Source organism: Listeria floridensis FSL S10-1187 (genome assembly GCF_000525875.1).
GTDB lineage: Bacteria > Bacillota > Bacilli > Lactobacillales > Listeriaceae > Listeria > Listeria floridensis.
This window is the reverse complement of record NZ_AODF01000019.1, coordinates 1-24,286: the sequence shown is the minus strand read 5'-3', so window position 1 is coordinate 24,286 and position 24,286 is coordinate 1. Positions and strand designations below refer to the sequence as shown.

Sequence of the window (24,286 nt, the reverse complement as noted above, 5' to 3'; positions counted from 1 at the left end):
GTGCTTAGCGGTTGTGCGTCACCCGAAAGTACTTGTCGACAGCTATATCTATCAAGAAAAACAACAGATCTTGAGACGATTTTTGGCGTTAAAAGTGATCATGTTTTAAAAGAAAATGAAGAGGTAATGTCAGATGCGATTATTTCGGAGGTAGACGATGTACCAAAAGCTTGAAGAGCTTGCAAAAACGATTGAGAGGGAAGTGACGTCAGAGACATCAGAGGTCGAAGAAGATCCGCTAACCAATCAATATGCCTTTGAAGCCATGAAATACATGCTGCTAAATAGTCCTGCGGCTGCTAAAAAAAACGACTGTGACGCTACACCTTAAACAAGACCCTGACGATAAAGAGAAGTGGGAAATTAAGGATGACTTTCTACAAGATTTATATGATGCGTTCGGTTTGTAAATTAATGGATCTCGATAAATAATATTTACTACAGAGTGGAGTCGATTCACTCTGTTTTTTTTTTATGGACATTCTAACTAGTAAGAATCGACCGAGGTTTTCAGTTAGCGGTTTTTGTATATTTGAACAAAGGCTGAAGACGACTATTTTTAGGCGAATAGAATGGAACTGGTTTGGACTATTTCTTTACAAAAAATAGACAATCAACCTCTAGTTTTTAAAACATATTTTCTGCTATACTTTTCCTTATAGGCTTCAAAAATTTGTGTGAACAAAACATTCTCAAAAAAATATGGTTTAGAAGAAGTTTTTTGAATTACCTGTGCTCTAATAAAAAGAAACCAGATTGACAAAGTCCGTAACGATTCGACATCGTGAAATAGATTGCGATTAAGGAAAGGGATGAACATGAGATGAAAAAACTATTTTTAGTATCCTCGTTTGAAGAAGTTTTTAGTGAGTTGCGATCGCTTGATGAAGCATTAGTAGGAAAAACTGTTACTTTCATTCCAACTGCCAGCAAGGTGGAAGAAGTTACTTTTTATGTAGATTCAGGAAAGCTTGCTCTGGAAAATCTCGGATTGATTATTGATGAGCTTGACGTCTCTCTTGCTTCAACGAAAGAAATTGAACAGAAGCTAAGAAAAAATGAGTATATCTATGTTACGGGCGGTAATACCTTCTTTTTGTTGCAGGAATTGAGAAAGTCTGGTGCTGATCGAATTCTTACAGAAGAAATTCAAAACGGGAAAGTTTATATTGGTGAATCCGCAGGAGCTATTGTCCTTTCTCAATCAATCGAATACATGAAGATGATGGATAATCCGGAAGAGGCTCCAGATCTTGTTTCTCTTGACGGATTGGCTGCTGTAGATTTTTATGTAGTACCTCATTATAAAAACCCTCCTTTTGATGTGGTGACGGAGCAAGTAGAGATGGAGTTTGGCGAAAAGATAAACCTTTGTCTGATCAATAATCACCAAGGAATCATAGTTGAAGGTAGCGATAGGCGATTGGTGAACGTAAATGAAGTGACAGGAGAATAGTCAGATTCAGATATGACAAATTAACGTATGTTTGACCATATAGCAACCCCCTCAAAAGCTAGCTTTTAAGGGGGTTTTATTAGTATGTTTATTTTTCATCTTGTAAGTTTTCGACTTCAACAACTCGGAAGCCTTTGCGGTCAAGGTGTTCAACGATATCATTTTTGACGCTCTCTGTCACAGACAGCGGAAGCGATACGAGAATGCGGCGGATGTAGTCGGAACTTTGATCATCCAGCGTAATGATACTTGCAATTGTCGTATATTTGTCAATGATTTTCGTGATTTTTGTCATGGAACCGGGAACTTCGCCTGTTGCAATTGTCAGCATATAGCTGGTTGTTTTCACATTCCAAGCATCTGCTAAAAGTCCAAGCAGTTTGCCGTGCGTTAGAATCCCGTAGAAATCACCGTTTTCTTTTAAAACAGCAATATAAGGGAGTTCTTTGATTGTGAAAAATACTTTGAAAAATGAGGAGTTGATGCTGATGTGTTTCGTTGCGTTTTTAAGCAAAGACGTTACAGGATCATCTAAGCTTCCGCCGTTTGCTTGATGGCGATAAATATGCATTTTATAAATGTTTCCAAGGAACTTTTCGCCCGTCTTATCGAGAATGGGTACACAGCGGTAGCCGGATTCTTCAAGCAAAGCAATCGCTTCTTTTAAAGTAGCCGTTTCTGGAACCGTCGTTAACTTTATTTTTGGTATGCAAAGATTTTTAATCAACATGTCAGTCACTCCTTCTTATTTAACCTTCCAAATCTATTTTAGCGTAAATGGTACATCAAGTACAAGTAAATTTTTATTAGGAATCATTGACAATGAGATTCATTATCAATTAGAATGGTGTTGGGAACCTAATTGATAATATTCTCAATTAAATAAAAGGAGAGGTAGAATGAAGCGATTAGGACTTATTTTCGCATTTCTATGTTTAGCAGCCGTTTCTCTTTTTATCGGAGTTGAAAAACTTCCTATACATATTGCTACATGGACGAATCATGAGCTAGACATATTTCTTTTTAGTCGTTTTCCGAGACTTGTTAGCATTATCATTGCTGGAGCAGGTATCAGTATTTCCGGAATGATCATGCAAAGCTTGACGCAGAACAAATTTGTTTCGCCGACCACGGCAGGGACAATGGATGCAGCGCGGCTTGGCGTATTAGTCTCGTTGCTTTTTTTCACAGGGGCATCGCTTTTTGTCAAGATGGGCGTGGCTTTTATTTTCGCGCTCCTCGGCAGTTTGGTTTTCATGAAAATTCTTGACTCGATTTCAATTCGCGACACAATTTTTATTCCGCTTGTCGGACTCATGTTCGGGAGCATCCTAAGCTCGATCACGACGTTTTTTGCGTTACGCTTTGATCTTGTTCAAAATATTTCTTCATGGCTTTCAGGCGACTTCTCGATGATTATGAAAGGTAGATACGAAATTCTTTATCTGTCCATTCCGATGTTGATTCTCGCCTATCTGTATGCGGACAAATTCACTGTGACCGGTCTTGGTGAAACATTTGCAAGTAATCTAGGCTTGTCATACCGTGCGGTGATGCGCATTGGGCTGATTATTGTTGCTTTTATCACGGCAACCGTTGTGCTTACTGTCGGGATGATTCCGTTTCTTGGCTTGATCGTTCCAAATATCATTTCGATCATGCGCGGGGACAATCTGCAGAAAAACTTGCCGGATACCGCACTGCCGGTGCAGCTTTTCTGCTTGGATGCGATATTATCGGGCGCCTCATTCTCTATCCATATGAAGTCTCGATCAGTTTAGTAGTGGGCATTATCGGTAGTGTAATTTTCTTGTTCCTCTTGTTTAGGAGGAAATCCTATGCGTAAAAAGATGCTCTTTCTTTTGCTTTTAGCGCTGGTATTCTCCGGCTGTTATTTGTTTTTGTTTCTTGGTGGCAACATCGAGTTTGCACTCAAACTGCGCGGGACAAAGTGGCTTGCGATGCTTGTTACTGGGGTTGCGATAGCTGTTTCAACGGTGGTTTTCCAAACAATCACGGGAAACCGAATTTTAACGCCAAGCATTATGGGACTTGATTCACTTTATCTGCTATTTCAAACAGCACTGTTGTTTATTTTTGGTCAAGCCGTATTGATACATGTCGGAGCACAGCTGAATTTTATTCTTTCAAGCGGCTTAATGATTGCTTTTTCAGGCATTTTCTATTATTTGCTGTTTAAGCGGGAAGGGACAAGTATTTACCTGCTGCTGCTTGTTGGGATTATTTTTGGAACCTTTTTCGGCAGTTTTTCTTCCTTTATGGAAATGCTGATTGATCCGAATGAATTTCAAATTGTCCAAGACAAAAGCTTTGCGGGCTTTGGTAACGTCAACGTGGCGGTTCTTTTCTTAAGTTGTGTACTTATCGTACTTGTTTTGCTTTATTTATTCCGGTTAGAGAAATTTCTTGATGTATTAGTACTCGGCAAAGCGGAAGCTATCAATTTAGGGGTGCCTTATAATAGCATTGTCAAGCGACTATTAATTGTTGTTGCTGTCCTAACGAGTATCGCGACGGCGCTTGTCGGACCGATTACTTTCCTTGGGTTGATCGTAGCGAATATCGCCTATCAGCTTTTCCCAACGTATAAACACCGCGTTTTGATACCGGCTGCGGCTCTTATTGCCATCATCACGCTGACATTCGGTCAAGTTTTGGCGGAAAGGCTATTTGCTTTTAATACACCCATCAGTGTGATCATTAATTTAGCCGGCGGGATTTATTTTCTATACTTGCTTCTGAAAGGAAGGAAACTGACATGAAAATCGAACAGGTTACGAAGAAATATCAGGATAAAGTCGTTTTAAAGGATGTCTCGCTTGAGATTATGCCACGTGCCATTACTTCATTGATTGGTGCAAACGGTGCCGGCAAAAGTACGCTCCTTGGGATTATGAGCCGCCTAATTAAGCCGGATCATGGAGATGTACTGCTTGATGGGCAAAGTATTTCCAACTGGAAAAGCCAGGCGCTTGCCAAGCGAGTTTCTATTTTAAAGCAAGCGAATCATTTGACGGCGAGGCTTACGGTACGTGATTTAGTCGATTTCGGCAGATTCCCATATTCATCAGGTCGACTTACAAAAATCGATGTAGAAAAAGTGGATGAAGCTCTTCGCTATATGGAAATGACAGAAATGCAGCATGTTTTTTTAGATGAACTAAGCGGCGGTCAGAAGCAACGTGCCTTTATTGCCATGGTAATCGCGCAAGATACAGATTATGTTCTTTTGGACGAACCACTTAACAATCTTGATATGAAACACGCGGTTTCGATGATGCAGATTTTCAGAAAGCTAGTTGATGAACTGGGAAAAACAGTAGTACTTGTTTTACACGATATTAATTTTGCTTCTTGCTATTCGGATCAGATTGTAGCGCTTAGGGACGGAAGGAAAATTGCTGAGGGAAGTACGGCGGAAATGATGAATGAGCACGTTTTAAAACGGGTTTTCTCGATGGACATTCCGATCACTGAGGTTGATGGAAATAAATTTGGATTATATTTCAATGTAAAAAAACAAATTAATTACTAGGAGGAAAATAATGAAGAAATTAGCGGCATCTTTAGGGGTTATTTTATTGGCAATCGGTTTGGTTGCATGCGGTGAATCGGGCGACAAGAAGGAAAGAGTGAAGGCGGATTCTAAAGAGATTACAGTAAAACACGAGCTTGGCAAGACGACGGTGAAGCAAAATCCGGAAAAAGTAACGGTTTTTGATTTTGGGACGCTTGATACGCTTGAAAAGCTTGGACTGAGCAGTAAAGTAGCGGCTCTGCCAAAGCAAAATTTGCCAAAGTATTTGAAAGCATTTGATACGGATAAAGCGGTAGATGCAGGTGGGCTTAAGGAACCCGATTTTGAAGCCATCAACAACGCAGGGAGCGATTTAAATATCATCTCTGGACGCCAAAGCGATTCTTATGATAAATTCAGCGAAATCGCACCCACGATTTATCTTGGTCTCGATACGTCAAATTACTTGGATTCTTTTCATGCAAATGTGAAGACAATCGGTAAGATTTTTAATAAAGAAAAAGAGGCGGAAGCTGAATTAGATAAAATTGACTCACAAATTAAAGAAGTGAAAGATGCAGCGCCGAAAGATAAAACCGGGTTAATTATTTTAGCGAATGATGGTAAAATCAGTGCTTATGGTTCGGGATCGCGATTTGGTTTGATTCATGATGTGCTTGGTGTTAAACCTGTTGATATGTCGATTAAAGCTTCGACGCACGGACAAAGTATTTCGATGGAATATATATCGGAGAAAAATCCAGATTATATTTATGTGATTGACCGCGGCGCTGCGGTTGGCGGAGAATCTTCGGCGAAAAAGACTGTTGAAAATGATCTTGTGAAAACAACGAATGCCTATAAGACGGGGAAAATTATTTATTTAAACCCGGAATACTGGTATTTATCTGGAGGCGGCTTGGAGTCTGTCTCGGAAATGGTGAAGGAAATCGGGGATAGTTTCTAAGAAAAAAGCTGGGGCAGCGACGCTGCCCCAGCTTTTTTAGACACAAAAAAACTCCATCAAAAATGTGAAGGAGATTGCAAAACAGGGTATTATATGCTATACTGAGAAATACTTTAGGTGATTTTCTGTTTTAAATCACAATTAACACAATTTAATTATACATCATTTAAATGTGTTTGTCAATATTTTTTGGGAGGTTTTTTCATGGACGAAGAGAAACACGAACAAGAGCGAATTGATTATACGATTGAGCAAATCAAAAAACAAGAAGAGAAAATTAGTGATTCGCTTGTTTCTGTCAAACAAGAAGCGAGTGATATTCGTTCCAATTTTTGGGATGATGTACGTGTGAATTTGCTTGAACCAGATGATGTTTCGGAAACGAATATCAGCATTCGCCAGCAGGAACACTTTTTGCGCGAGCGGGAACGAAATTACGAGCACGCTGAGAAACAGCTGGCTGTTTTTGATAAAATGAAAAACTCTCCTTACTTTGCACGGATTGACATTCAAGACGCGGAGACACCGCGTGAAGAAATTTATATTGGGATTGGTTCGGCACTTGATGAGAACGATCAATTTTTAGTGTATGATTGGCGAGCACCGATTTCAAGTGTTTACTATGATGGCGAAATTGGCGAGGCAAGCTACGATACGCCGCAAGGGAAGTTGACGGTCGATGTGCTGCTCAAACGCCAATTTTCAATTAAAGACGGAAAGCTCGTTTCGATGTTCGACACGAGCGCGGCAATTGGTGATGAGATGCTCCAAGAGGTGCTTGGCAGCGGTTCGAATGTGCAGATGAAAAATATTGTTTCAACGATTCAGCGGGAACAAAATCGGATCATTCGTGATACGAAAAGCGAACTATTATTTGTACAAGGTGCGGCGGGAAGCGGAAAAACCTCGGCGGTGTTGCAACGAATCGCATATCTGCTTTATCGCTTTCGTGATGGACTTGATGAAAAACAAATGATCATTTTCTCGCCTAACCGGCTTTTCAATCACTATATTGGAAATGTGCTTCCGGAACTTGGAGAGAAAAATATGCAGCAAACCACTTTTCAAGACTTTATTACGAGCCGCCTAGGCAAGCTTGAGGTTGAAAGTTTGTTTGAGCAGTTTGAAGATAAGGAAAACAAGTTGCGGCAAAATATTATCGGGCTGAAAGAAGAAATACGGCTTTTCGCTGCCATTTCTCGTTACCAAAAGGCACTGCAAAAAACGGGGCTTTGTTTTAAAGATATTCGTTTCCGCGGTCGGACGATTATCTCGAAGGAGCGGGTTAGTGAGATTTTTTACAACACACGTGCGGATTACGGGCTTTCGGCACGGCTTGAACTTGCAAGGAAAGCGCTGCGCGAGGAAATTTATGTGTTTGCGAATGAAGAAATTAAGCGCGATTGGGTGAAAGATGAGATTGAACTTTTGAGCGAGGAGCGTTATCAGGAGCTTGTACCGCTTGATTTGGAATTCGACGGTTTTGATGCGGAACAGGATTATTTAGCGCGGAAAATTGTTCGTCTGCGGCTTAAAAAGGTACACCAAGCAATTAAAGAAAATCGCTTTTTCCATATTCGCCAGCAATTTGTTCATTTCATGCAGTCGGTTCCAAAGCTTGTTTCTCTTGAAGAGGCTCGGATAACGGATGCGGACTGGAAAGCAGAAGTGAAGCGGGTTGTTGCAAATCTTAATGCGAATAAATTAGCGCTTGAGGATACCGTTTTTTACTTAGATTTATGGGATGCGGTAGTTGGGAAAAATGCCAATCGGGCAATGCGTTTCTTATTTATTGATGAAATTCAGGATTATTCACCAGCGCAGATTTACTATTTAAAAACGCTTTTTCCAAGCAGTAAATTTACGTTGCTGGGGGATTTAAACCAAGCGATTTTTAAGACGCAGGAAAAGGAACGGACGCTACTTGAGGAAATTAAGGAACAATTTGATCCGGAGAAAACCGAAGTTGTACGGCTTAGCAAGAGCTATCGTTCAACGGAACAGATCACAAATTTCACCAAGGGAATCATTCAAGCGGAGGAAAATATTGAGGCTTTTTCCCGCAAAGGAAATCTGCCAAAACTGATTGAAAGTCAAAGCTTTGTTGCGATGATGGACGCGGTATATGAGGAGGCTTTGCGGCTGCAAAAAACCGGGAAAATGATTGCTATCATCGGGAAAGATCAGGAAATTTGTGAAGAAGCGTATTTGTCGCTTTATAAGAAAATGAAGGTGCGGCTTGTGCATATGGAGCATCAAAAGCTGCAGGAAGGCGTGATGATTATTCCGTCGTATCTGGCGAAGGGGCTTGAATTTGACGGGGTGATTGCGCTTGATGCCTCAAGCGCGACGTATCAGCATGAAAATGAGCGGACGCTTTTGTACACGATTTGTTCGCGCGCAATGCACGAACTTGTAGTGACGGCAAACGGATCGCTTTCGCCGCTGTTTGACGGGATTCCGAGCAAGTTGTATGAGATCCATAGAGCGGCGCCGGAACCTCGTATTCAATAAGGTCGAGAACCGAATTTTACTGATTTGACAGGCGTAGTTTGGAGCAAAAATCTTGCTACGATACGAACTTAGCTTTTTTTGAAAGAAGCCTGAGCAGATCATTGATAGGTTAAAATAAAAAAATCAGTTGATCGCTCTGCGGTCAACTGATTTTTTTTATATTTTTGATGGCTCGGCTTAAACGATTATTTTTAGCTAGATTTATACAATGGGATAGTTTTTAAAACTGTATTTGTATAAAATGTCACATTTTATTTTACGAAACGCCCGAATTTATAACCTGTAATAATTTTCGCTTTCTTTTTCGGTTATGATAAGAGTGTAGAGAATATGAAAGCGAGGTCGACGAAATGAGAGAAAATAGTTTAATGCAAACCAAGCCTTTGCGGGAGACAGAAGTGAAGATGGGTGATTATATCTTGTTTGAACGCGATGAAGTTCAGTACATTGGTAAAGTATTAGGTTTCTATACAAACTCTGTCTTAGTCGAAGTGGAAAACGAACCAGATAAATTTGGTACAACTTGCCGGACAGTGGTTAATTTTGCCCGCTTTACACTGTTTAAAAAAGCACAAACTCAAACTGCCTAACTCAAAAAGCATCCATATAAAATGCTTTTCTAAAATATTGTTATCCCTCACACAGAAAAATGACTCAGTCGATTGGCTGGGTCATTTTTCTTTTGGATTTGCGCCGTTTTAGCGTATAATATTTTACGAAACAGAGATTAAATCTTATAGAATCGGGGGAACGAAAATGAATCAGGAAATAGCCAATTTTGATTATTATAATCCGACGCACATTGTGTTCGGGAAAGATCGCTTAAAAGAGCTTGCAACACTTATTCCACAAGGGAAAAAAGTACTTTTGCTTTACGGCGGGGGTAGTGTAGTCCGCTTTGGAACGCTTGATAAGGTCAAACAAGCATTATCGGGATTCGAGCTTGGCGAATTTGGCGGCATCGAAGCGAATCCAACCTTTGAAACATTGTCGAAAGCGATTGAACTGGTGAAAGCGGAAGGTTATGATTTTTTGCTTGCAGTTGGCGGAGGTTCTGTAATTGATGGAACTAAGTTTGTGGCTTCGGCAGCTAAGTTTGATGGTGATCCGCTTGATATTTTCGGAAATGGTGTTGGTGCGGGAAGACCGGTCACGAGCGCGCTTCCATTTGGAACCGTATTGACACTTCCAGCAACAGGTTCGGAAATGAACAGCGGTGCAGTGATCACAATTAAAGCGAAAAAAGCAAAAGTGAGCTTCGGTAGTGCTGTTACTTTCCCAGTGTTCTCGATTCTTGATCCGGAATTAACCTATACTCTTCCGGCGCGTCAACTGGCAAATGGTGTGATTGATGCGTTTGTTCATATTATGGAACAGTATATGACCTATCCGGTTGGCGCGATGGTTCAGGATCGCTATGCAGAAGGTTTGCTTCAAACCTTGATTGAAATTGGACCGGATGTGATTAAAGAAGACTTGCATGATTACAATTTACGGGCAAACTTCATGTGGACCGCGACAAATGCGCTTAATGGAACACTGAATAAAGGGGTGCCTCAAGACTGGGCGAGTCATAGTTTGGGACACGAAATTACAGCGCTGTACGGGATCGATCATGCGCGAACTTTGGCCATTGTCCTTCCTGCCTTGCTTAGTGTTCGTAAACAAGAGAAACGTGAAAAATTACTGCAATATGCGGAACGAGTTTGGCAGATTACAGAAGGGGATGCGGAAGAACGGATTGATGCAGCGATTGTAAAAACCGGTCAATTCTTTGAAGTGCTTGGCGCGGGCACGCATTTCAGCGATTATAATCTCGGTGAAGAAGTTGTAGAGGCGCTCGTGAGCCAGCTCTCTGACCATAAACTTACAGCGATTTCGGAACGCGGTGATCAAACGCTTGAAGTTAGCCGTGAAATTTATCGCAAAGCATTATAGAAAAAAAAGTCAAAAAATAATTTGGCGGCTTATTTCTAAGTTTTTCCTTAGAACTAAGCCGCCTTTTTCGCGTCCGCTGTTTGTGAGTGTGCCTTTTTACCTCTAGACAAACCTCTGGAAATTTAATACAATAATTTACGAACAAATGTTCTATTTTATAAGAAAAGAGTGTGAATGAGGATGGCATATCAAGATCGCGGAATCATGAAGTGGGGCGGTTTTTTCCTATCAGAGCATTCAGAACAGATGGAGCGTTTGAAGGAACAGCGCCCGTGGAAATCAGAAATGACAGAAACAGATATTCAAGTAGTTTTGAGAGAAGCGATGCTGCATCAAGCGCAAGTTGAAATTCAGTGCAAGTTAGCTGCCTATGATCCTGATAGAGAACCAGATGCAGATGTAGTCGGACGGATTGCCGGATTTGAGGACGGATATGTTATTTTACGGACGGAAAATGGCCTTATTCAAGTTGCACTTGACCGGATTCAACATGTAAGAAGCAAGCGGGGTGCTAAGAAATGGTACGAATGATGGATTACAGTCATGCACCGCGCCGCGACATTTTGTGTATTGATGTCAAAAGCTTCTTTGCTTCAGCAGAATGCGCATCCCGAGGGAAAAATCCGCTTGAAGAATATCTCGTTGTGATGAGTCATGCTGACCGGCCAGGCGGACTTGTGCTTGCAGCTACTCCGAAAATGAAACACGAATTTGGGATTAAAACAGGGTCGCGGCGTTTTGAATTGCCGAATGATGCGCGAATTCAGATTGTGCCACCGCGAATGAACTATTACTTGAAGATGCACGCTAAGATTCAAGCGATTTTCTTGCGCTATGTGCCGGATGAATTTTTACTGCCTTATTCGATTGATGAGGCTTTTTTAGACATTACGGGTTCACATGCATTGTTTGGCTCCACGAATACGATTGCAAAACGAATTCAATACGAGATTCTCGCAGAACTCGGTCTCTATGTTTCCGTTGGCATTGGAGACAACCCGCTACTTGCCAAGCTTGCACTGGATAATGAAGCGAAAGATTGTGAGGGGTGGCGAGCGGAATGGCGCTATCAAGATGTGCCTGATAAACTATGGAAAATGCGAAAGCTAACTGATTTTTGGGGAATTGGGAGGCGAATGGCAAAGCGGCTCGAACAAGTTGGTATCTATAGTGTATTTGATTTAAGTCAAGCTGAGGAAGCGCTGTTGAAGCATCATTTAGGTGTAATCGGTTCTCAACTACACTATCATGCGCATGGTATTGACTATAGCAGAATCAATGAAAAGCATGTTCCTGCTGAAAAAAGCTACGGGAAAAGCCAAATTTTGGAGCGCGATTATCAGGACCCGGCTGAGGTTGTGATTGTCATTCAGGAAATGGCGGAGGAGATTGCGATGCGACTTCGGACGAGCGGTGTAGATACGGCTGCAATTGCGCTTCATGTCGGCTATAGCCGTTACAGCAAACTGCATGGTTTTCGGCACCAAATACGCATTCAGCCAACTAGTTCTAGCAAAATTATTAAGGAGTTTTTAATCCAACTTTTTTGGAAATACTATGAAGGGGAGCCTGTTCGGACAATCATGATTTCTTTTGGACGAATCACGCCGAAAGCAGGACTTCAGTTAAATCTATTTGAAAATGCGGAACGAACTTTGCAAGAACAGCAACTTGATACAACAATTGATCGAATTCGGACACGCTATGGTTTTAAGGCATTGATGCATGCGAGTAGCTTGATGAACGGGGCAACAGGGATAAAGCGCAGCACATATGTAGGAGGCCATCAAGGTTAGGGATAATAGGGATTAGCGTATCAAAAAATTAAGACAATCTAATTCGCTTTATCAAGCCATTTCTTGGATAAGAAAACAACAAATGGAGAGGTAATGTGAATTATTTTTATCAATTTTCTTGTGTTTTTGGCTAAAGTATATTAATCTTAAATTGCAAATACTCGAAATAGTAGATGACATGACAACTGGTTATTGGTTAATACTAATACACTGGCAGAAAGTCAGATCAGCTTGATACAAATAATGAAGAGACAATCATCGTGGGAAGGCAGCAAATAGACAAAATCCCGGGAACTATACTTGATGCATACACTAACTGAGGAATGTAGTTAGTGTATCGGAAAACAATACACTAAAAAAGTGTATTGTTTTTTTTTGTGTGGCGGAGCAAGTGTTATATTGGGATTTGTAAATTAATACACTAAAGTTGGCATGAAAATTGCAATGTATTTATTAGTGGGCTTAATCCGCAAGAAGAGGTATAAGGCAGATTCTTTTGTGAAAAGTATCCGCATACATTTTCTTTTGGAAAGGCCGAAAAGCTTTGAGGGAAGTAGTATTGCCTTGAAGGGAGGCGGTGGAAAAAGGGACTATTTTGGGTTTCTGAATGGGCAAAAACGATCGAAATAAATAGATAGGACTTGTGTGAGTGATGTCTGTTTAGAAAATAACGATTAATTATTAGGAGGTAAAGAGATGGTAGGAATTATCCTTGCAACTCACGGGGAATTTGCTGCCGGCATTTTGCAATCCGGATCAATGATCTTCGGTGAGCAAGAAAACGTAAAAGCAATTACGCTTATGCCGAGCGAAGGTCCTGATGATGTCAGAGCAAAGATGGAAGCTGCAATTGCATCTTTTGACAGCCAAGACGAAGTATTGTTCTTAGTCGATCTTTGGGGAGGTACCCCGTTTAACCAAGCAAACAATTTATATGAAGAACATAAAGACAAATGGGCAATCGTGGCTGGACTTAACTTGCCAATGCTGATTGAAGCATATGCATCGCGCTTTACGATGGAATCTGCTCAAGAAATCGCAGCGCATATCATCGGTACTGGTAAAGAAGGTATCCGTGTTAAACCGGAAGAATTAGAATCGAAAACGGAAGCGGCAGGGGCTGCAGAAGGAACAGAAGTACAAGGAGCTATTCCTCCGGGAACTGTGGTGGGTGACGGCAAAATTAAATTTGTCTTAGCTCGTGTTGATTCACGTCTCTTGCACGGTCAAGTAGCAACTGCGTGGACAAAATCGACGCAACCTAACCGGATTATCGTAGTTTCTGATGCGGTTTCAAAAGATACTCTTCGTAAAAATTTAATTCAGGAAGCTGCACCTCCTGGTGTGAATGCGAACGTTATTCCTGTAGAGAAAATGATCGAAGTTTCAAAAGATCCGCGCTTTGGAAATACAAAAGCACTCTTATTATTTGAAAATCCAGAAGATGTTCTTCGTGTTGTTGAAGGCGGCGTAGATATTCAAGAAGTTAACGTCGGTTCAATGGCTCACTCTGTCGGAAAAGTTGTAGTAAGTAAAGTACTTTCTATGGGTAAAGAAGATGTTGAAGCGTTTGAAAAATTAGAGGCGAAAGGCATTAAATTTGATGTTCGTAAAGTTCCTAATGATTCACGCGCAAGCATGGATGAAATTCTTAAAAAAGCAAAAGCAGAACTGAAAGCTCAATAAAATAAATCAAAGGTAGGAGGCCTATTATGTCAATTATAGCGATGATTTTAGTAGTGATCGTTGCCTTTCTAGCAGGTATTGAAGGGATTTTGGATGAGTTCCAATTCCACCAACCGCTAGTGGCATGTACATTGATTGGTTTAGTAACAGGTAACTTAACAGCAGGCATTATCCTTGGCGGTACGCTTCAAATGATCGCACTTGGATGGGCAAATATCGGAGCAGCAGTAGCACCGGATGCGGCGCTTGCTTCTGTAGCATCAGCAATTATTTTAGTTTTAGGTGGACAAGGTGTCCAAGGTATCCCGTCAGCAATTGCAATCGCAATTCCACTTGCAGTAGCTGGTCTTTTCTTAACAATGATCGTTCGTACATTGGCTGTTCCAATTGTTCATTTGATGGATAGAGCAGCAGAACATGGTGATATCAGAAAAGTAGAATGGCTCCACATCGGTGCTGTATGTATGCAAGGTCTTCGTATCGCGATTCCTGCAGCAGCTCTTCTTTTCATTCCTGCAGAAACCGTTCAAGGCTTCCTTGAGTCAATGCCTGCATGGTTAACAGACGGTATGGCAATCGGCGGAGGAATGGTTGTTGCCGTTGGTTATGCACTCGTTATTAACATGATGGCGACAAAAGAAGTATGGCCGTTTTTCATCATCGGTTTTGTTGTAGCTGCAATTTCTCAATTAACTCTAATCGCAATTGGTGCATTAGGTATCGCGCTTGCTCTTATTTACTTGCAACTTTCTAAAATGGGCGGCGGAAACTCAGGTAATGGCGGCGGAGGCGGTTCAAAAGACCCGCTCGGCGACATACTGAATGACTATTAAAGTAAAAAAGGAGGAGAAGAGAAATGGCAGATAAAGTCGAATTAACGAAAAAAGATCGCCTAAGCGTTGCATGGCGCTCGACCTTCATTCAAGGTTCTTGGAACTATGAACGTATGCAAAATGGCGGCTGGGCTTTCTCGATGATCCCAGCAATCAAAAAATTATATAAATCAAAAGAAGAGCGTTCCGATGCTTTAAAACGTCACTTGGAATTCTTTAATACTCACCCATACATTGCTTCACCAATTCTTGGGGTAACACTTGCACTAGAAGAAGAGCGTGCAAACGGTGCGCCAGTTGATGATGTTGCAATTCAAGGGGTTAAAGTCGGTATGATGGGACCGCTTGCCGGTGTTGGTGACCCAGTATTCTGGTTCACAGTTCGTCCGATGTTAGGAGCTTTAGGTGCTTCGCTTGCAATGGGCGGAAGTATTCTTGGCCCAATCATTTTCTTCGTTGCATGGAACTTAATCCGTTGGGGATTCATGTGGTATACACAAGAATTTGCTTATAAAGCAGGTTCTAAAATTACTGATGACCTTTCAGGCGGTTTGCTTCGTGACATTACGAAAGGTGCTTCCATACTCGGGATGTTCGTACTCGCCGCCCTGGTGCAAAGGTGGGTATCAATCAAGTTCATGCCGGTTGTTTCTAAAGTTAAACTAGATGACGGTGCTTTCATCGACTGGAATAAGCTTCCAAGCGGCGCTGACGGCATTAAAACGGCACTTGAACAACAACAAGCTGGATTAGCACTTTCACAAACCAAAGTGACTACGTTGCAAAACAACTTGGATAACTTGATTCCAGGGCTTGCTGCATTACTACTTACATTCTTATGTATGTGGCTTCTTAAAAAGAAAATCAGCCCAATCATTATCATCCTTGGTCTGTTTGTAGTGGGTGTTGTTGGGCACGTAATCGGACTTCTGTAAAATCAATTTGTTTTTGCGGGACATGAGCGTTCACAAACAAAAGTGGATGGCGAAGTAAACGCCATCCACTTTTTTACTTGCTTGTTGTATAATGAAACTAGATAAACAAAAAGAAATGGAGCGGATGCAGTTGGTACAATCAATTAATACAAAGGTAGATATGACGATCGATGCTACCGCTTTTACAGGCCTGACGGATTACGGAAAAATCATGATCGGGGATAAGGGTTTCGAGTTTTTTAATTCTCGTGATGTGCGCAAATTCGTTCAAATCCCGTGGGAAGAAGTTGATCAAGTGATTGTTTCTGTGATGCTGCGCGGAAAATGGATTCCCCGCTATGCGATTAAAACAAAACGTAATGGAACGTTCACATTCTCTTCTAAGCGGCCAAAAGAGGTACTTCGAGCGATTCGTGTTTACGTCGATCCCGCCAACATGGTTCCGTCTCTAAGTTTCTTCGATGTAATCAAACGCGCTTTTAAATCGATCTTCAAAAAGAAGAATAAAGAGTAATAAAAAACCATCTCTATACCTATGGAGATGGTTTTTTTACCAGTCAAAAAGTTGCTTTTAAAATGTGCGATTGCTATCATGAGGAAGAAAGGGGCGATTTTTTTGGCTGGAAAGATACATTTTTATTTAACACGGCACGGCAAGACAATGTTCAACACGATGGAGCGCGTTCAAGGCTGGTCGGATACACCGCTTACAAAACCTGGTCGAGAAGTAGCAGAGAGCCTTGGAAGAGGATTAGACATCTGTTTTGATGCTGTTTATACGAGTGACTTGCGCCGTACGATTGAAACAGCGGATTTAATTTTGAGAGCAAGCGGTCAAACAAAACTGAAGCAAACCACTTTGGAAGAATTACGTGAGTTTTGCTTTGGCAAATTTGAAGGGCTGCCCGACCAAATGATGTTTGAAGAAGTTGTTCAGCACTTAGGATACGAGTCGATCGAAGAAGGCTTGCAGGCAGTAGATTATGGTATCGTAGCAGAAACCGTCCATAAGCTTGATGACACGGGGACTGCTGAGACATGGGACAAGATGCAAGTACGCATCAAGCAAGCACTCGACATTATGATCCAAAATGAAGAAGCAGAAAATGATAAGCATGTCCTCGTTGTCTCACACGGTTTGACAATCAATGCTTTTTTAGCCTTACTTGACCCTGAAAAAATCGATCCTACCATTGAAAATGCCAGCATTACGAAAATACTTTATGATAACGGTGAATGGATAGTAGAATCAGTAAATGATACAAGTTATATTTTGGCTGGAAGCATTTAAAAAGAGGGAATCCGCGGCGGATTCCCTCTTTTTAAATTAGATAAATTTGACACAAACAGGTTCTGGAACTGAAATATCTTTTTGAAGTAGCGTCAAGCGACCGGTTGCTTGATTAACACCAAAGATTGTAACGTTTTGAGTATTTTCGTTGGCAGCAAGCAAAATTGTGCCGCTAGGATCAAGGTCAAAATCACGTGGTCCAGCACCTTCGACTGAGATGGTTTCAAGCAGTTCAAGTTTACCACTTTGTTCGTCTATGCGATATGAAACGATAGCATCTTGGCCGCGATTGGAAACATAAAGGAACTTGCCGTCATTTGAGATATGAATTGCACTCCCTTTATTTTCACCTGAAAAATCACTTGGCAATGATGGAATGGATTGAATCGTTGTGAGTGCACCATTTGATGAATTATATTCTGCTACGATGACATCGGAAGTGAGTTCAGTCATAATATAAACAAATTTAGCATTTGGATGGAACACAAGGTTGCGGGGGCCGCTTCCTGGTGTTACAACAAGATCAGAAACTTGCTCTAATTTTCCGCCATCAGCACGGTAAGTAGTCACATGGTCAGTACCAAGATCGCATGTGATTACAAACTTTTGATCGGGTGTATATCCAGCGAAATGGGCATGCGGCTTTTCTTGACGCTCATGGATACCTTTTCCAGTATGCTGAATCTCAGAAATAGGCGCTAGTAAAGTACCGTTATCAGTAGGATAACTGATGATTGTGCCAAGGTGGTAATTAGCAGAAACAACAACGGAGTTATCATCGGAAGCATCTACATAACAAGGCGGGTTTCCCGTTTTAACTTGCGTATTTAACAAGAGGAGCGAACCGTCATCCGGATTAATTTTAAATGCAGCCAAGCCGCCTTTCTCTCCATCTTTGGCAACAGAGTAAAGATAGTTTTTATCATTGGATATCTTAATGTAAGTCGGATTATCCATTTGTCCTGCTAATTTATTTTCTAGAATGTCTCCAGTTTGTGTATCAATGACAAGACGGTAAATGCCTTTTGATTCCATTTTAGTATATGTACCTATATAAGCTGTCGCTGTTTGATTTGCCATTCGTTTCATTCCTCCTGTTTAAAAAATATTCACCCGTTCATTATAGCATAGTTCCTGAAAAGGATAGACCAATATTTGCTTGCACTTAAAAAAAAGACAGCCGTTTAAACAAGTCAAGTGTTTCCTTGAGTTAATCAGGCTCAAGAAAAACGAGCATGTTTGTTAGCGGCTGTCTTTCTGCTTTCTATTTAAATCACACCTTGAGCAAGCATGGTATCTGCAACTTTCAAGAAACCTGCGATATTTGCTCCGACAACTAGGTTGCCAGGGTGATCATATTCTTTTGATACGAAGCTGGCATTTTTATAAATATTTTTCATGATATTTTGTAAATGACCATCCACTTCGACAAAGCTCCAGCCCATTCGGCTGCTGTTTTGCGCCATCTCAAGTGCTGAAACACCAACACCTCCTGCATTGGCAGCTTTCGCTGGACCAAATAACACATTGTTGTTTAAAAAGACATCAATTGCAGCTAGTTCAGACGGCATGTTTGCTCCTTCCGAAACAGCAATCACACCATTTTTAACAAGCTCGCGAGCCTGTGCTTCATTAATTTCATTTTGAGTAGCGCAAGGAAGAGCAATCTCACACGGAATAGACCAGATGTCGCCATTTGGATGAAAATCAGCAGTTGGCCGTTCAGCAAGATATTCATGGATCCGTTTGCGTTCTTGTTCTTTTAAGCGTTTTACAATCGCTAGATCAATACCTTCCGGATCATAAATATAACCACTTGAATCACTGCAAGCGATAACTTTTGCACCAAACTCCACAGCTTTTTCCATCGCATAGATCGCTACATTACCGGAACCAGAGACAACAACACGTTTATCTTTAAAACTTTCACCCTTAGCCGCAAGCATTTCTTTCGTGAAATAGACGACGCCATAACCTGTCGCTTCTGTTCGTGCTAAGCTTCCACCGTAAGTCAGTCCCTTACCTGTTATAGTTCCAGCATCAAAAGAGCCGGTCATTTTTTTTATATTGTCCGAATAAATAACCGATTTCGCGTCCGCCAACACCGATATCGCCAGCAGGAATATCAATATTTGGGCCAATATGTTTCGATAATTCAGACATGAAACTTTGACAAAAACGCATAATTTCCATATCTGACTTTCCTTTCGGATCAAAATCAGATCCGCCTTTTCCACCGCCGATTGGAAGCCCAGTAAGCGAATTTTTAAAGATTTGTTCAAAACCAAGGAATTTAACAATGCTCCCGTTTACAGAAGGATGAAAGCGCAGTCCGCCTTTGTATGGTCCGATCGCACTATTAAACTGAACTCGAAAACCCCGGTTTACCTGAACATGTCCTTTGTCATCGACCCACGGTACTCGGAAAGTAATGAGGCGTTCCGGCTCAATCAATCGTTCAAGGATACCATTTTGTTCATAAGCAGGTTCCTTTGCAAGAGCAGGAACAATTGAATCTAAAAATTCTTTGACGGCTTGGTGAAATTCGTTCTCTTCAGGATTACGTTTCTTTACAATATCATAAATACGAGAAACGTATTGTTCGGCTGAAGTAGTAGCTGCAGCAGTTGAAGTAGATGGATTCATATAAATACTCTCCTTTAAAATCGACTCGTGGGAAAAAGTTATTTATGCTGTCACGACATATACTAAAAAACTTTTGCCACAAGACAAGTTTACAGTTTACGCTTAAATAGCGCAAGTGAAGACTTGAAAATGGATTTTGAAAACAAAAAAATCCTACACGGGGGGACGCGTAGGATAAAGGGAGTTATTGGAGTTATGCTTTCTTGAAACAAGACTAAGGGATAATTTGGGAAACTTAACGAGTTTTATGATTAAACTTTAAGAGTTATCTTGTTTCAGAGAAAACACAAGTTAGTCCTTTTGGGTAAAGTAACTTTCTCCGATAATTACAGTATAGCTTACTTGTTTTGAATAATCCTGTTACTTTGCTTACATTTTATAATTCATATGTGACATTTTTGTCACTTTGTCACAGGAACGACACACCAAGAAAAGGTGAGAGTATAGAAGAGCCAGCATGTAAAGAAGGATTGCATAAAAAAAGAAAGCCGGATGAGCGGCTTTCTTTTCGGGTCTAAGCAGCATTTTCTGCTCATGGAAAATCGGGATCCATATAGGTGCGGAAAGGCTAGTCTATGTTGAGGGATTGCTGCACCCATATAGATTACCCTAATAATAACACGCTTTTGACAAAAAGGAAGTCTTTATTACGAATGTTCAAAAAAATGTTGAAAATTACCAAAAACAAGATACAAAGTATCATTTGTTGGTACAGCGTTTTAAAAAAAAAGAGAAAAGGGAAGACAAAAGGTGTACGATAAATTAAAGGAGTGTTTGTTATGCGGAATCAAAGAGACTTGTATCCAGTGGAACGTGACTATGAGGGTTTTTTTTGACGATTTTAGACGGAATTTTTTCAAAGATTTCTATCCAAATCGCCGTGAAGCTAAACAATTGTCTCGCATCATGGATACAGACATTCATTTGAATGATGATGGAAGTTACACGGTTTATGTGGACATGCCGGGATTTAAAAAAGAAAATATCAAATTAAATTACGGCAATGGTATACTAACGATTTTTGCGGAACGTACGAAAGACAGCCAAAAGAAAAATAATCACCATGTTGTCAGTGAAGAACGGAGCAGTGGAGAATACCGACGCTCGTATCAAATCGGCGATATCGATCCTAGCAAAATTAAAGCTTCCTTGGAAGAGGGTATTTTGAAAATTGATTTACCGATTTTAAATGGTGAAAATAATACCGATATTAAGATTAATTAAATAGCTTGAATAAGGTCTGTCGGCGAACTTTTTCTACGCCGACAGTTTTTTTTATATATTCTTTTTAGAAATTAGTTTATACTTTTAAAGAAATCTTGTATAATGAAAAAAAAGATAGATTGGTGGAGGCGAATTTCATGAAATATCAATTTCCAGAAAAATTTTGGTGGGGCAGTGCTGCATCTGGGCCGCAAACAGAAGGAGCTGCAGATGTAGATGGGCGCAAGCCAAGTATTTGGGATCACTGGTATAACATTGAACCAGGGCGTTTTTTTAACGGCGTAGGTCCAGATAACACTTCAAATTTTTACTATCAATATAAAGAAGACATTGCACTAATGAAAGCAACAGGACATAATTCATTCCGAACTTCAATTCAGTGGTCACGCCTTATTCCAGATGGAATTGGCGATGTAAATCCGAAAGCAGTTGAATTTTATAATAATGTAATTGACGAAATGCTTGCAGCGGGCGTTGAACCGTTCATGAACTTATATCATTTTGACATGCCGCTTTCGATGCAAGAAAAAGGCGGTTTTGAATCACGAGAAGTTATTGATGCTTATGCAGTATTTGCAGAAACGTGCTTTAAACTTTTTGGCGATCGAGTGAAACATTGGTTCACATTTAACGAACCAATTGTTCCCGTTGAAGCAGGGTATTTGTACGATATGCATTTTCCAAATGTGGTTGACTTCAAACGTGCCGTTCAAGTAGCTTTTGGAACCACACTTGCCCATGCAAAGGCTGTTAGAGCTTATCATGCACTTGAGCTGGACGGGAAAATTGGAATTATCCTTAATTTAACGCCGTCTTATCCGCGCAGTCAAAATCCGGCTGACTTACGTGCGGCGCACTTGGCAGATTTATTTTTCAACCGCAGTTTCCTTGATCCAGTAACGAAGGGCGAATTTCCAAGTGATCTTGTGGACATTTTGCGCGAACGCGGTTTTCTTCCTGACTACGAGCCGGAAGATCTTGTGACAATCAAAGAAAACATTATTGATATTCTTGGTGTGAATTATTATCAGCCACGTCGTGTTAAAGCAAAGGAATACATGCCGCATCCAGACGCACCGTTTATGCCTGAGCACTTGTTTGACAACTATGAAATGCCTTACAGAAAAATGAATCCGTATCGCGGTTGGGAAATTTACGAACAAGCGATTTACGACATCGCGATTAACCTGCGCGACAATTACAATAATATCCCGTTCTTCATTTCCGAAAACGGCATGGGCGTTGAAGGCGAAGATCGCTACCGCAACAGTGAAGGCTTTATCGAGGATACGTACCGAATTGATTTTATTAAGTCGCATTTGAAGTGGCTTCATAAAGCGATCGAAGAAGGCGCAAATTGCAGCGGCTACCATCTTTGGACATTCATGGACTGCTGGAGCTGGGCAAACGCATACAAAAATCGTTACGGTTTCGTTGAAGTGAATTTAGATGATAACTACAAACGCACTGTGAAAGCATCTGGAAAATGGTTTAAAGAGCTGACCGATCAAAATGGATTTTGAGACACTGCAAAAGTTGTGATAGAATGGAAGAAGAAATCGATGAATGAGGTGGCTAGCGTGGCAAGGAACCAAACAAAATACAGCTATATTGCCGAAGAAGTACGAAATCGCATCAAGAATCATGACTATCCGCTTGATAAGCCGATCCCAGATGAAATGACACTTTCAAAAGAGTTTGAATGCAGTCGAATGACGATGAAAAAAGCACTTGAAGTTTTAGTACTTGAAGGTTTACTTTATCGAAAACGGGGACATGGTACTTTTATCATTAAATCTGCACTTGATGTAGATCGGCTTCAAATTCACAATCAAGAAGTTAACGGCTTTACCAAGCTGTTAAAAGGGCAAAAAGTAGATACAAAAGTGATTCGATTTGAAGTAATCTTTCCAGATGATACGATTGCTGAGCGGCTCAATATCGAGAAAGAAGCACCCGTTTACGATATTTTGCGTGTACGGAGCATTGCCTCTGATCCTTATGTTATTGAACACACTTATATGCCGGTTCATGTGATTCCGGGTTTAACAAAGCAAGTGTTAGAAGGATCAATTTATACGTATATTGAAACAGAACTTGGACAAAAAATTGCGAGTTCTTATAAGCAAATTCGTGCAGATAAGCCGAATGAGATCGATAAGGAATACTTGAATTGCCAAGCCGATGACCCTGTTATGGAAGTAGAGCAAACGGTTTACCTCAACAACGGGGTAGCATTCGAATATTCTCTTTCGCGGCACCGCTATGATAAGTTTGTCTTCACAACGGTAAATATTGCGAGAAGATAAAAAACAGCCAAACATTTAGCAACTCTGTGAGTTCGACCTTTTATAGAGTGGATTATTCCACTCTATTTTTTTGTTGCAATGAATAAGTTGATCAATCTAAATTTAAGTAGGACTCTTCTGATAAAACATTTCTTAACTTTGTGTAATTAACAGAAAAATTCACATAAAGTTCACAGACAGGTTGAAACGGTTATGCTATATTTAAATTTAATGACAGATCAATTTGAATGTGGGTGACGGGATGAAAAAAACAGGGTTAGTAGTACTTGGGCTTATACTGTTAATTGGAATAGGATTTGGAGTGAAAATGTATATGGATAATCAAACATTGAATGAGGATATGCAGGAAGTTGTGAATAGTGAAGAAGCAAAGAAAGTGTTTGAAGAAGGATTGAAGAATCTGGATAAAAATGCTTTAACTGATAAAGGGATAATTAAAACATACAAAATTGATGACGGTAGTATTGAACATAATCCTATGGGTGGGATAATGGTTAGATTATATATTAACGGTGATGACAAATTATATATTGATGACTCTTTAAATAAATATGATGGATCAAATTTAGAGGGTGGAGGTAGTGCGATTTCTCCGAAGCTTAGTAAGTTGCTAGAAAAGGGTGATTCTCAATGAACTACTTATTGACAGATAAGGATAGACAAGAAATTGCTGAACAAGAATACAAGCCTCTTGTGGTTGGCCAAGAGATTAGAGTAAATCATCAAAACAAAAAAAATTGGTTATGTTGCAGATATTAAAGATAAGAAAAGTACAGGAGAACAATCGTATATCATAACGGATAAAAGAATATTACCCACTGCGACAGCTTCAGAACGTGCGAAAGTGAAAGAAGTGACGATCCTTTACCGCGGTTCCACTGAAATCAATCAGATAAAAGAAGAACCGCGCGATGTGCTGAACGATTGGCTAGGAAATGATTTAATCATGGGTACTGCGATTTTGAATGGGGGCGAGGCTCCAGCTACTCCGCAATTAGTGTCTTCTGCGGATACTTTACAGACCGCGATGCAAACCTATCCGAATGCCAAGATTTATGTGTACGCGCATTCACTCGGTTCGATGAATGGTCAATATGCGTTAGCGAATTTAGATCAGGAAGAGCTTGCGCGTATTGGTGGCGCTTATTTCTAT

21 protein-coding genes and 3 pseudogenes are annotated in these 24,286 nt (G+C 40.6%); 21 read left to right on the top strand and 3 right to left on the bottom strand.

Going from position 1 to position 24,286, the window contains the following annotated elements; genetic code table 11:
- Nucleotides 1–157 precede the first annotated feature (157 nt).
- Together MFLO_RS15575 and MFLO_RS08235 are read left to right on the top strand one after the other, a co-directional pair.
- Entirely contained in the window at nt 158–331 is a 174-nt protein-coding gene (locus MFLO_RS15575; RefSeq protein ID WP_156065844.1) for a hypothetical protein, read from the top strand.
- 492 nt (nt 332–823) lie between these two features.
- Nucleotides 824–1,456, top strand: a complete 633-nt coding sequence (locus MFLO_RS08235) for a Type 1 glutamine amidotransferase-like domain-containing protein (RefSeq protein WP_036097449.1) — start codon at nt 824–826, stop codon at nt 1,454–1,456.
- A gap of 88 nt (nt 1,457–1,544) precedes the next feature.
- Here MFLO_RS08235 and cbpA read toward each other — a convergent pair whose 3' ends face one another.
- Complete coding sequence (gene cbpA, locus MFLO_RS08230) at nt 1,545–2,186, bottom strand: cyclic di-AMP binding protein CbpA (RefSeq protein ID WP_036097448.1); 642 nt, start codon at nt 2,184–2,186, stop codon at nt 1,545–1,547.
- 169 nt (nt 2,187–2,355) lie between these two features.
- Here cbpA and MFLO_RS08225 point away from each other — a divergent pair.
- From MFLO_RS08225 to MFLO_RS08160, 14 genes and pseudogenes are all read left to right on the top strand, one after another.
- Nucleotides 2,356–3,302 (top strand): annotated as a pseudogene (locus MFLO_RS08225) (ABC transporter permease).
- Complete coding sequence (locus MFLO_RS08220) at nt 3,295–4,239, top strand: iron chelate uptake ABC transporter family permease subunit (RefSeq protein ID WP_036097447.1); 945 nt, start codon at nt 3,295–3,297, stop codon at nt 4,237–4,239. Before MFLO_RS08225 ends, MFLO_RS08220 begins: the two are co-directional and overlap by 8 nt.
- Nucleotides 4,236–5,012: an iron ABC transporter ATP-binding protein gene (locus MFLO_RS08215; protein ID WP_036097446.1), complete on the top strand. Its 777-nt coding sequence runs from the start codon at nt 4,236–4,238 to the stop codon at nt 5,010–5,012. Before MFLO_RS08220 ends, MFLO_RS08215 begins: the two co-directional genes overlap by 4 nt.
- Before the next feature lie 10 nt (nt 5,013–5,022).
- On the top strand, nt 5,023–5,961 hold the full coding sequence (locus tag MFLO_RS08210; protein ID WP_036097445.1) for a siderophore ABC transporter substrate-binding protein: 939 nt from the start codon (nt 5,023–5,025) through the stop codon (nt 5,959–5,961).
- Nucleotides 5,962–6,165: 204 nt separating this feature from the next.
- On the top strand, nt 6,166–8,475 hold the full coding sequence (gene helD, locus MFLO_RS08205) for an RNA polymerase recycling motor HelD (RefSeq protein ID WP_036097443.1): 2,310 nt from the start codon (nt 6,166–6,168) through the stop codon (nt 8,473–8,475).
- Between the two features lie 350 nt (nt 8,476–8,825).
- Nucleotides 8,826–9,065: a DUF2187 family protein gene (locus MFLO_RS08200; RefSeq protein ID WP_036097442.1), complete on the top strand. Its 240-nt coding sequence runs from the start codon at nt 8,826–8,828 to the stop codon at nt 9,063–9,065.
- A gap of 166 nt (nt 9,066–9,231) precedes the next feature.
- A complete protein-coding gene (locus tag MFLO_RS08195) occupies nt 9,232–10,413 on the top strand; it encodes an iron-containing alcohol dehydrogenase (protein WP_036097441.1) in 1,182 nt (393 codons plus the stop codon).
- 180 nt (nt 10,414–10,593) lie between these two features.
- Nucleotides 10,594–10,944, top strand: a complete 351-nt coding sequence (locus MFLO_RS08190) for a hypothetical protein (protein ID WP_036097440.1) — start codon at nt 10,594–10,596, stop codon at nt 10,942–10,944.
- Nucleotides 10,932–12,209 (top strand): Y-family DNA polymerase, encoded by a 1,278-nt coding sequence (locus MFLO_RS08185; RefSeq protein WP_149023005.1) that lies wholly within the window; start codon nt 10,932–10,934, stop codon nt 12,207–12,209. Before MFLO_RS08190 ends, MFLO_RS08185 begins: the two co-directional genes overlap by 13 nt.
- Nucleotides 12,210–12,905: 696 nt before the next feature.
- Nucleotides 12,906–13,895 (top strand): mannose/fructose/sorbose PTS transporter subunit IIA, encoded by a 990-nt coding sequence (locus tag MFLO_RS08180; RefSeq protein WP_036097439.1) that lies wholly within the window; start codon nt 12,906–12,908, stop codon nt 13,893–13,895.
- A gap of 26 nt (nt 13,896–13,921) precedes the next feature.
- The gene (locus MFLO_RS08175) at nt 13,922–14,728 is read left to right on the top strand and encodes a PTS mannose/fructose/sorbose transporter subunit IIC (protein ID WP_036097438.1); all 807 of its coding nucleotides are present in this window, start codon (nt 13,922–13,924) and stop codon (nt 14,726–14,728) included.
- 23 nt (nt 14,729–14,751) lie between these two features.
- Nucleotides 14,752–15,663 carry a PTS system mannose/fructose/sorbose family transporter subunit IID gene (locus MFLO_RS08170; protein ID WP_036097437.1) on the top strand — a complete coding sequence of 304 codons (912 nt, stop codon included), beginning with the start codon at nt 14,752–14,754 and terminating at the stop codon, nt 15,661–15,663.
- Between the two features lie 130 nt (nt 15,664–15,793).
- Complete coding sequence (locus tag MFLO_RS08165; RefSeq protein ID WP_036097436.1) at nt 15,794–16,177, top strand: DUF956 family protein; 384 nt, start codon at nt 15,794–15,796, stop codon at nt 16,175–16,177.
- Between the two features lie 102 nt (nt 16,178–16,279).
- Nucleotides 16,280–16,954, top strand: a complete 675-nt coding sequence (locus MFLO_RS08160; RefSeq protein WP_277619777.1) for a histidine phosphatase family protein — start codon at nt 16,280–16,282, stop codon at nt 16,952–16,954.
- A gap of 36 nt (nt 16,955–16,990) precedes the next feature.
- Here the strand turns inward: MFLO_RS08160 and MFLO_RS08155 are convergent, their stop codons facing one another.
- Both MFLO_RS08155 and gdhA read right to left on the bottom strand, forming a co-directional pair.
- Entirely contained in the window at nt 16,991–18,034 is a 1,044-nt protein-coding gene (locus MFLO_RS08155) for a lactonase family protein (protein WP_036097435.1), read from the bottom strand.
- Between the two features lie 188 nt (nt 18,035–18,222).
- A pseudogene (gene gdhA, locus MFLO_RS08150) lies at nt 18,223–19,600 on the bottom strand (NADP-specific glutamate dehydrogenase).
- A gap of 819 nt (nt 19,601–20,419) precedes the next feature.
- On the opposite strand from gdhA, the gene MFLO_RS08145 reads away from it, so the two are divergent.
- From MFLO_RS08145 to MFLO_RS14645, 5 genes and pseudogenes are all read left to right on the top strand, one after another.
- Nucleotides 20,420–20,824: an Hsp20 family protein gene (locus MFLO_RS08145; RefSeq protein WP_051993559.1), complete on the top strand. Its 405-nt coding sequence runs from the start codon at nt 20,420–20,422 to the stop codon at nt 20,822–20,824.
- A 137-nt stretch (nt 20,825–20,961) separates the two neighbouring features.
- Nucleotides 20,962–22,347, top strand: coding sequence for a glycoside hydrolase family 1 protein (locus MFLO_RS08140; protein WP_036097434.1), 1,386 nt, complete (start codon nt 20,962–20,964; stop codon nt 22,345–22,347).
- 57 nt (nt 22,348–22,404) lie between these two features.
- Nucleotides 22,405–23,133: a GntR family transcriptional regulator gene (locus MFLO_RS08135; protein WP_036097472.1), complete on the top strand. Its 729-nt coding sequence runs from the start codon at nt 22,405–22,407 to the stop codon at nt 23,131–23,133.
- 241 nt (nt 23,134–23,374) lie between these two features.
- The gene (locus tag MFLO_RS08130; protein WP_036097433.1) at nt 23,375–23,767 is read left to right on the top strand and encodes a DUF1310 family protein; all 393 of its coding nucleotides are present in this window, start codon (nt 23,375–23,377) and stop codon (nt 23,765–23,767) included.
- 210 nt (nt 23,768–23,977) lie between these two features.
- Nucleotides 23,978–24,286 (top strand): annotated as a pseudogene (locus MFLO_RS14645) (hypothetical protein); the annotation flags it as partial.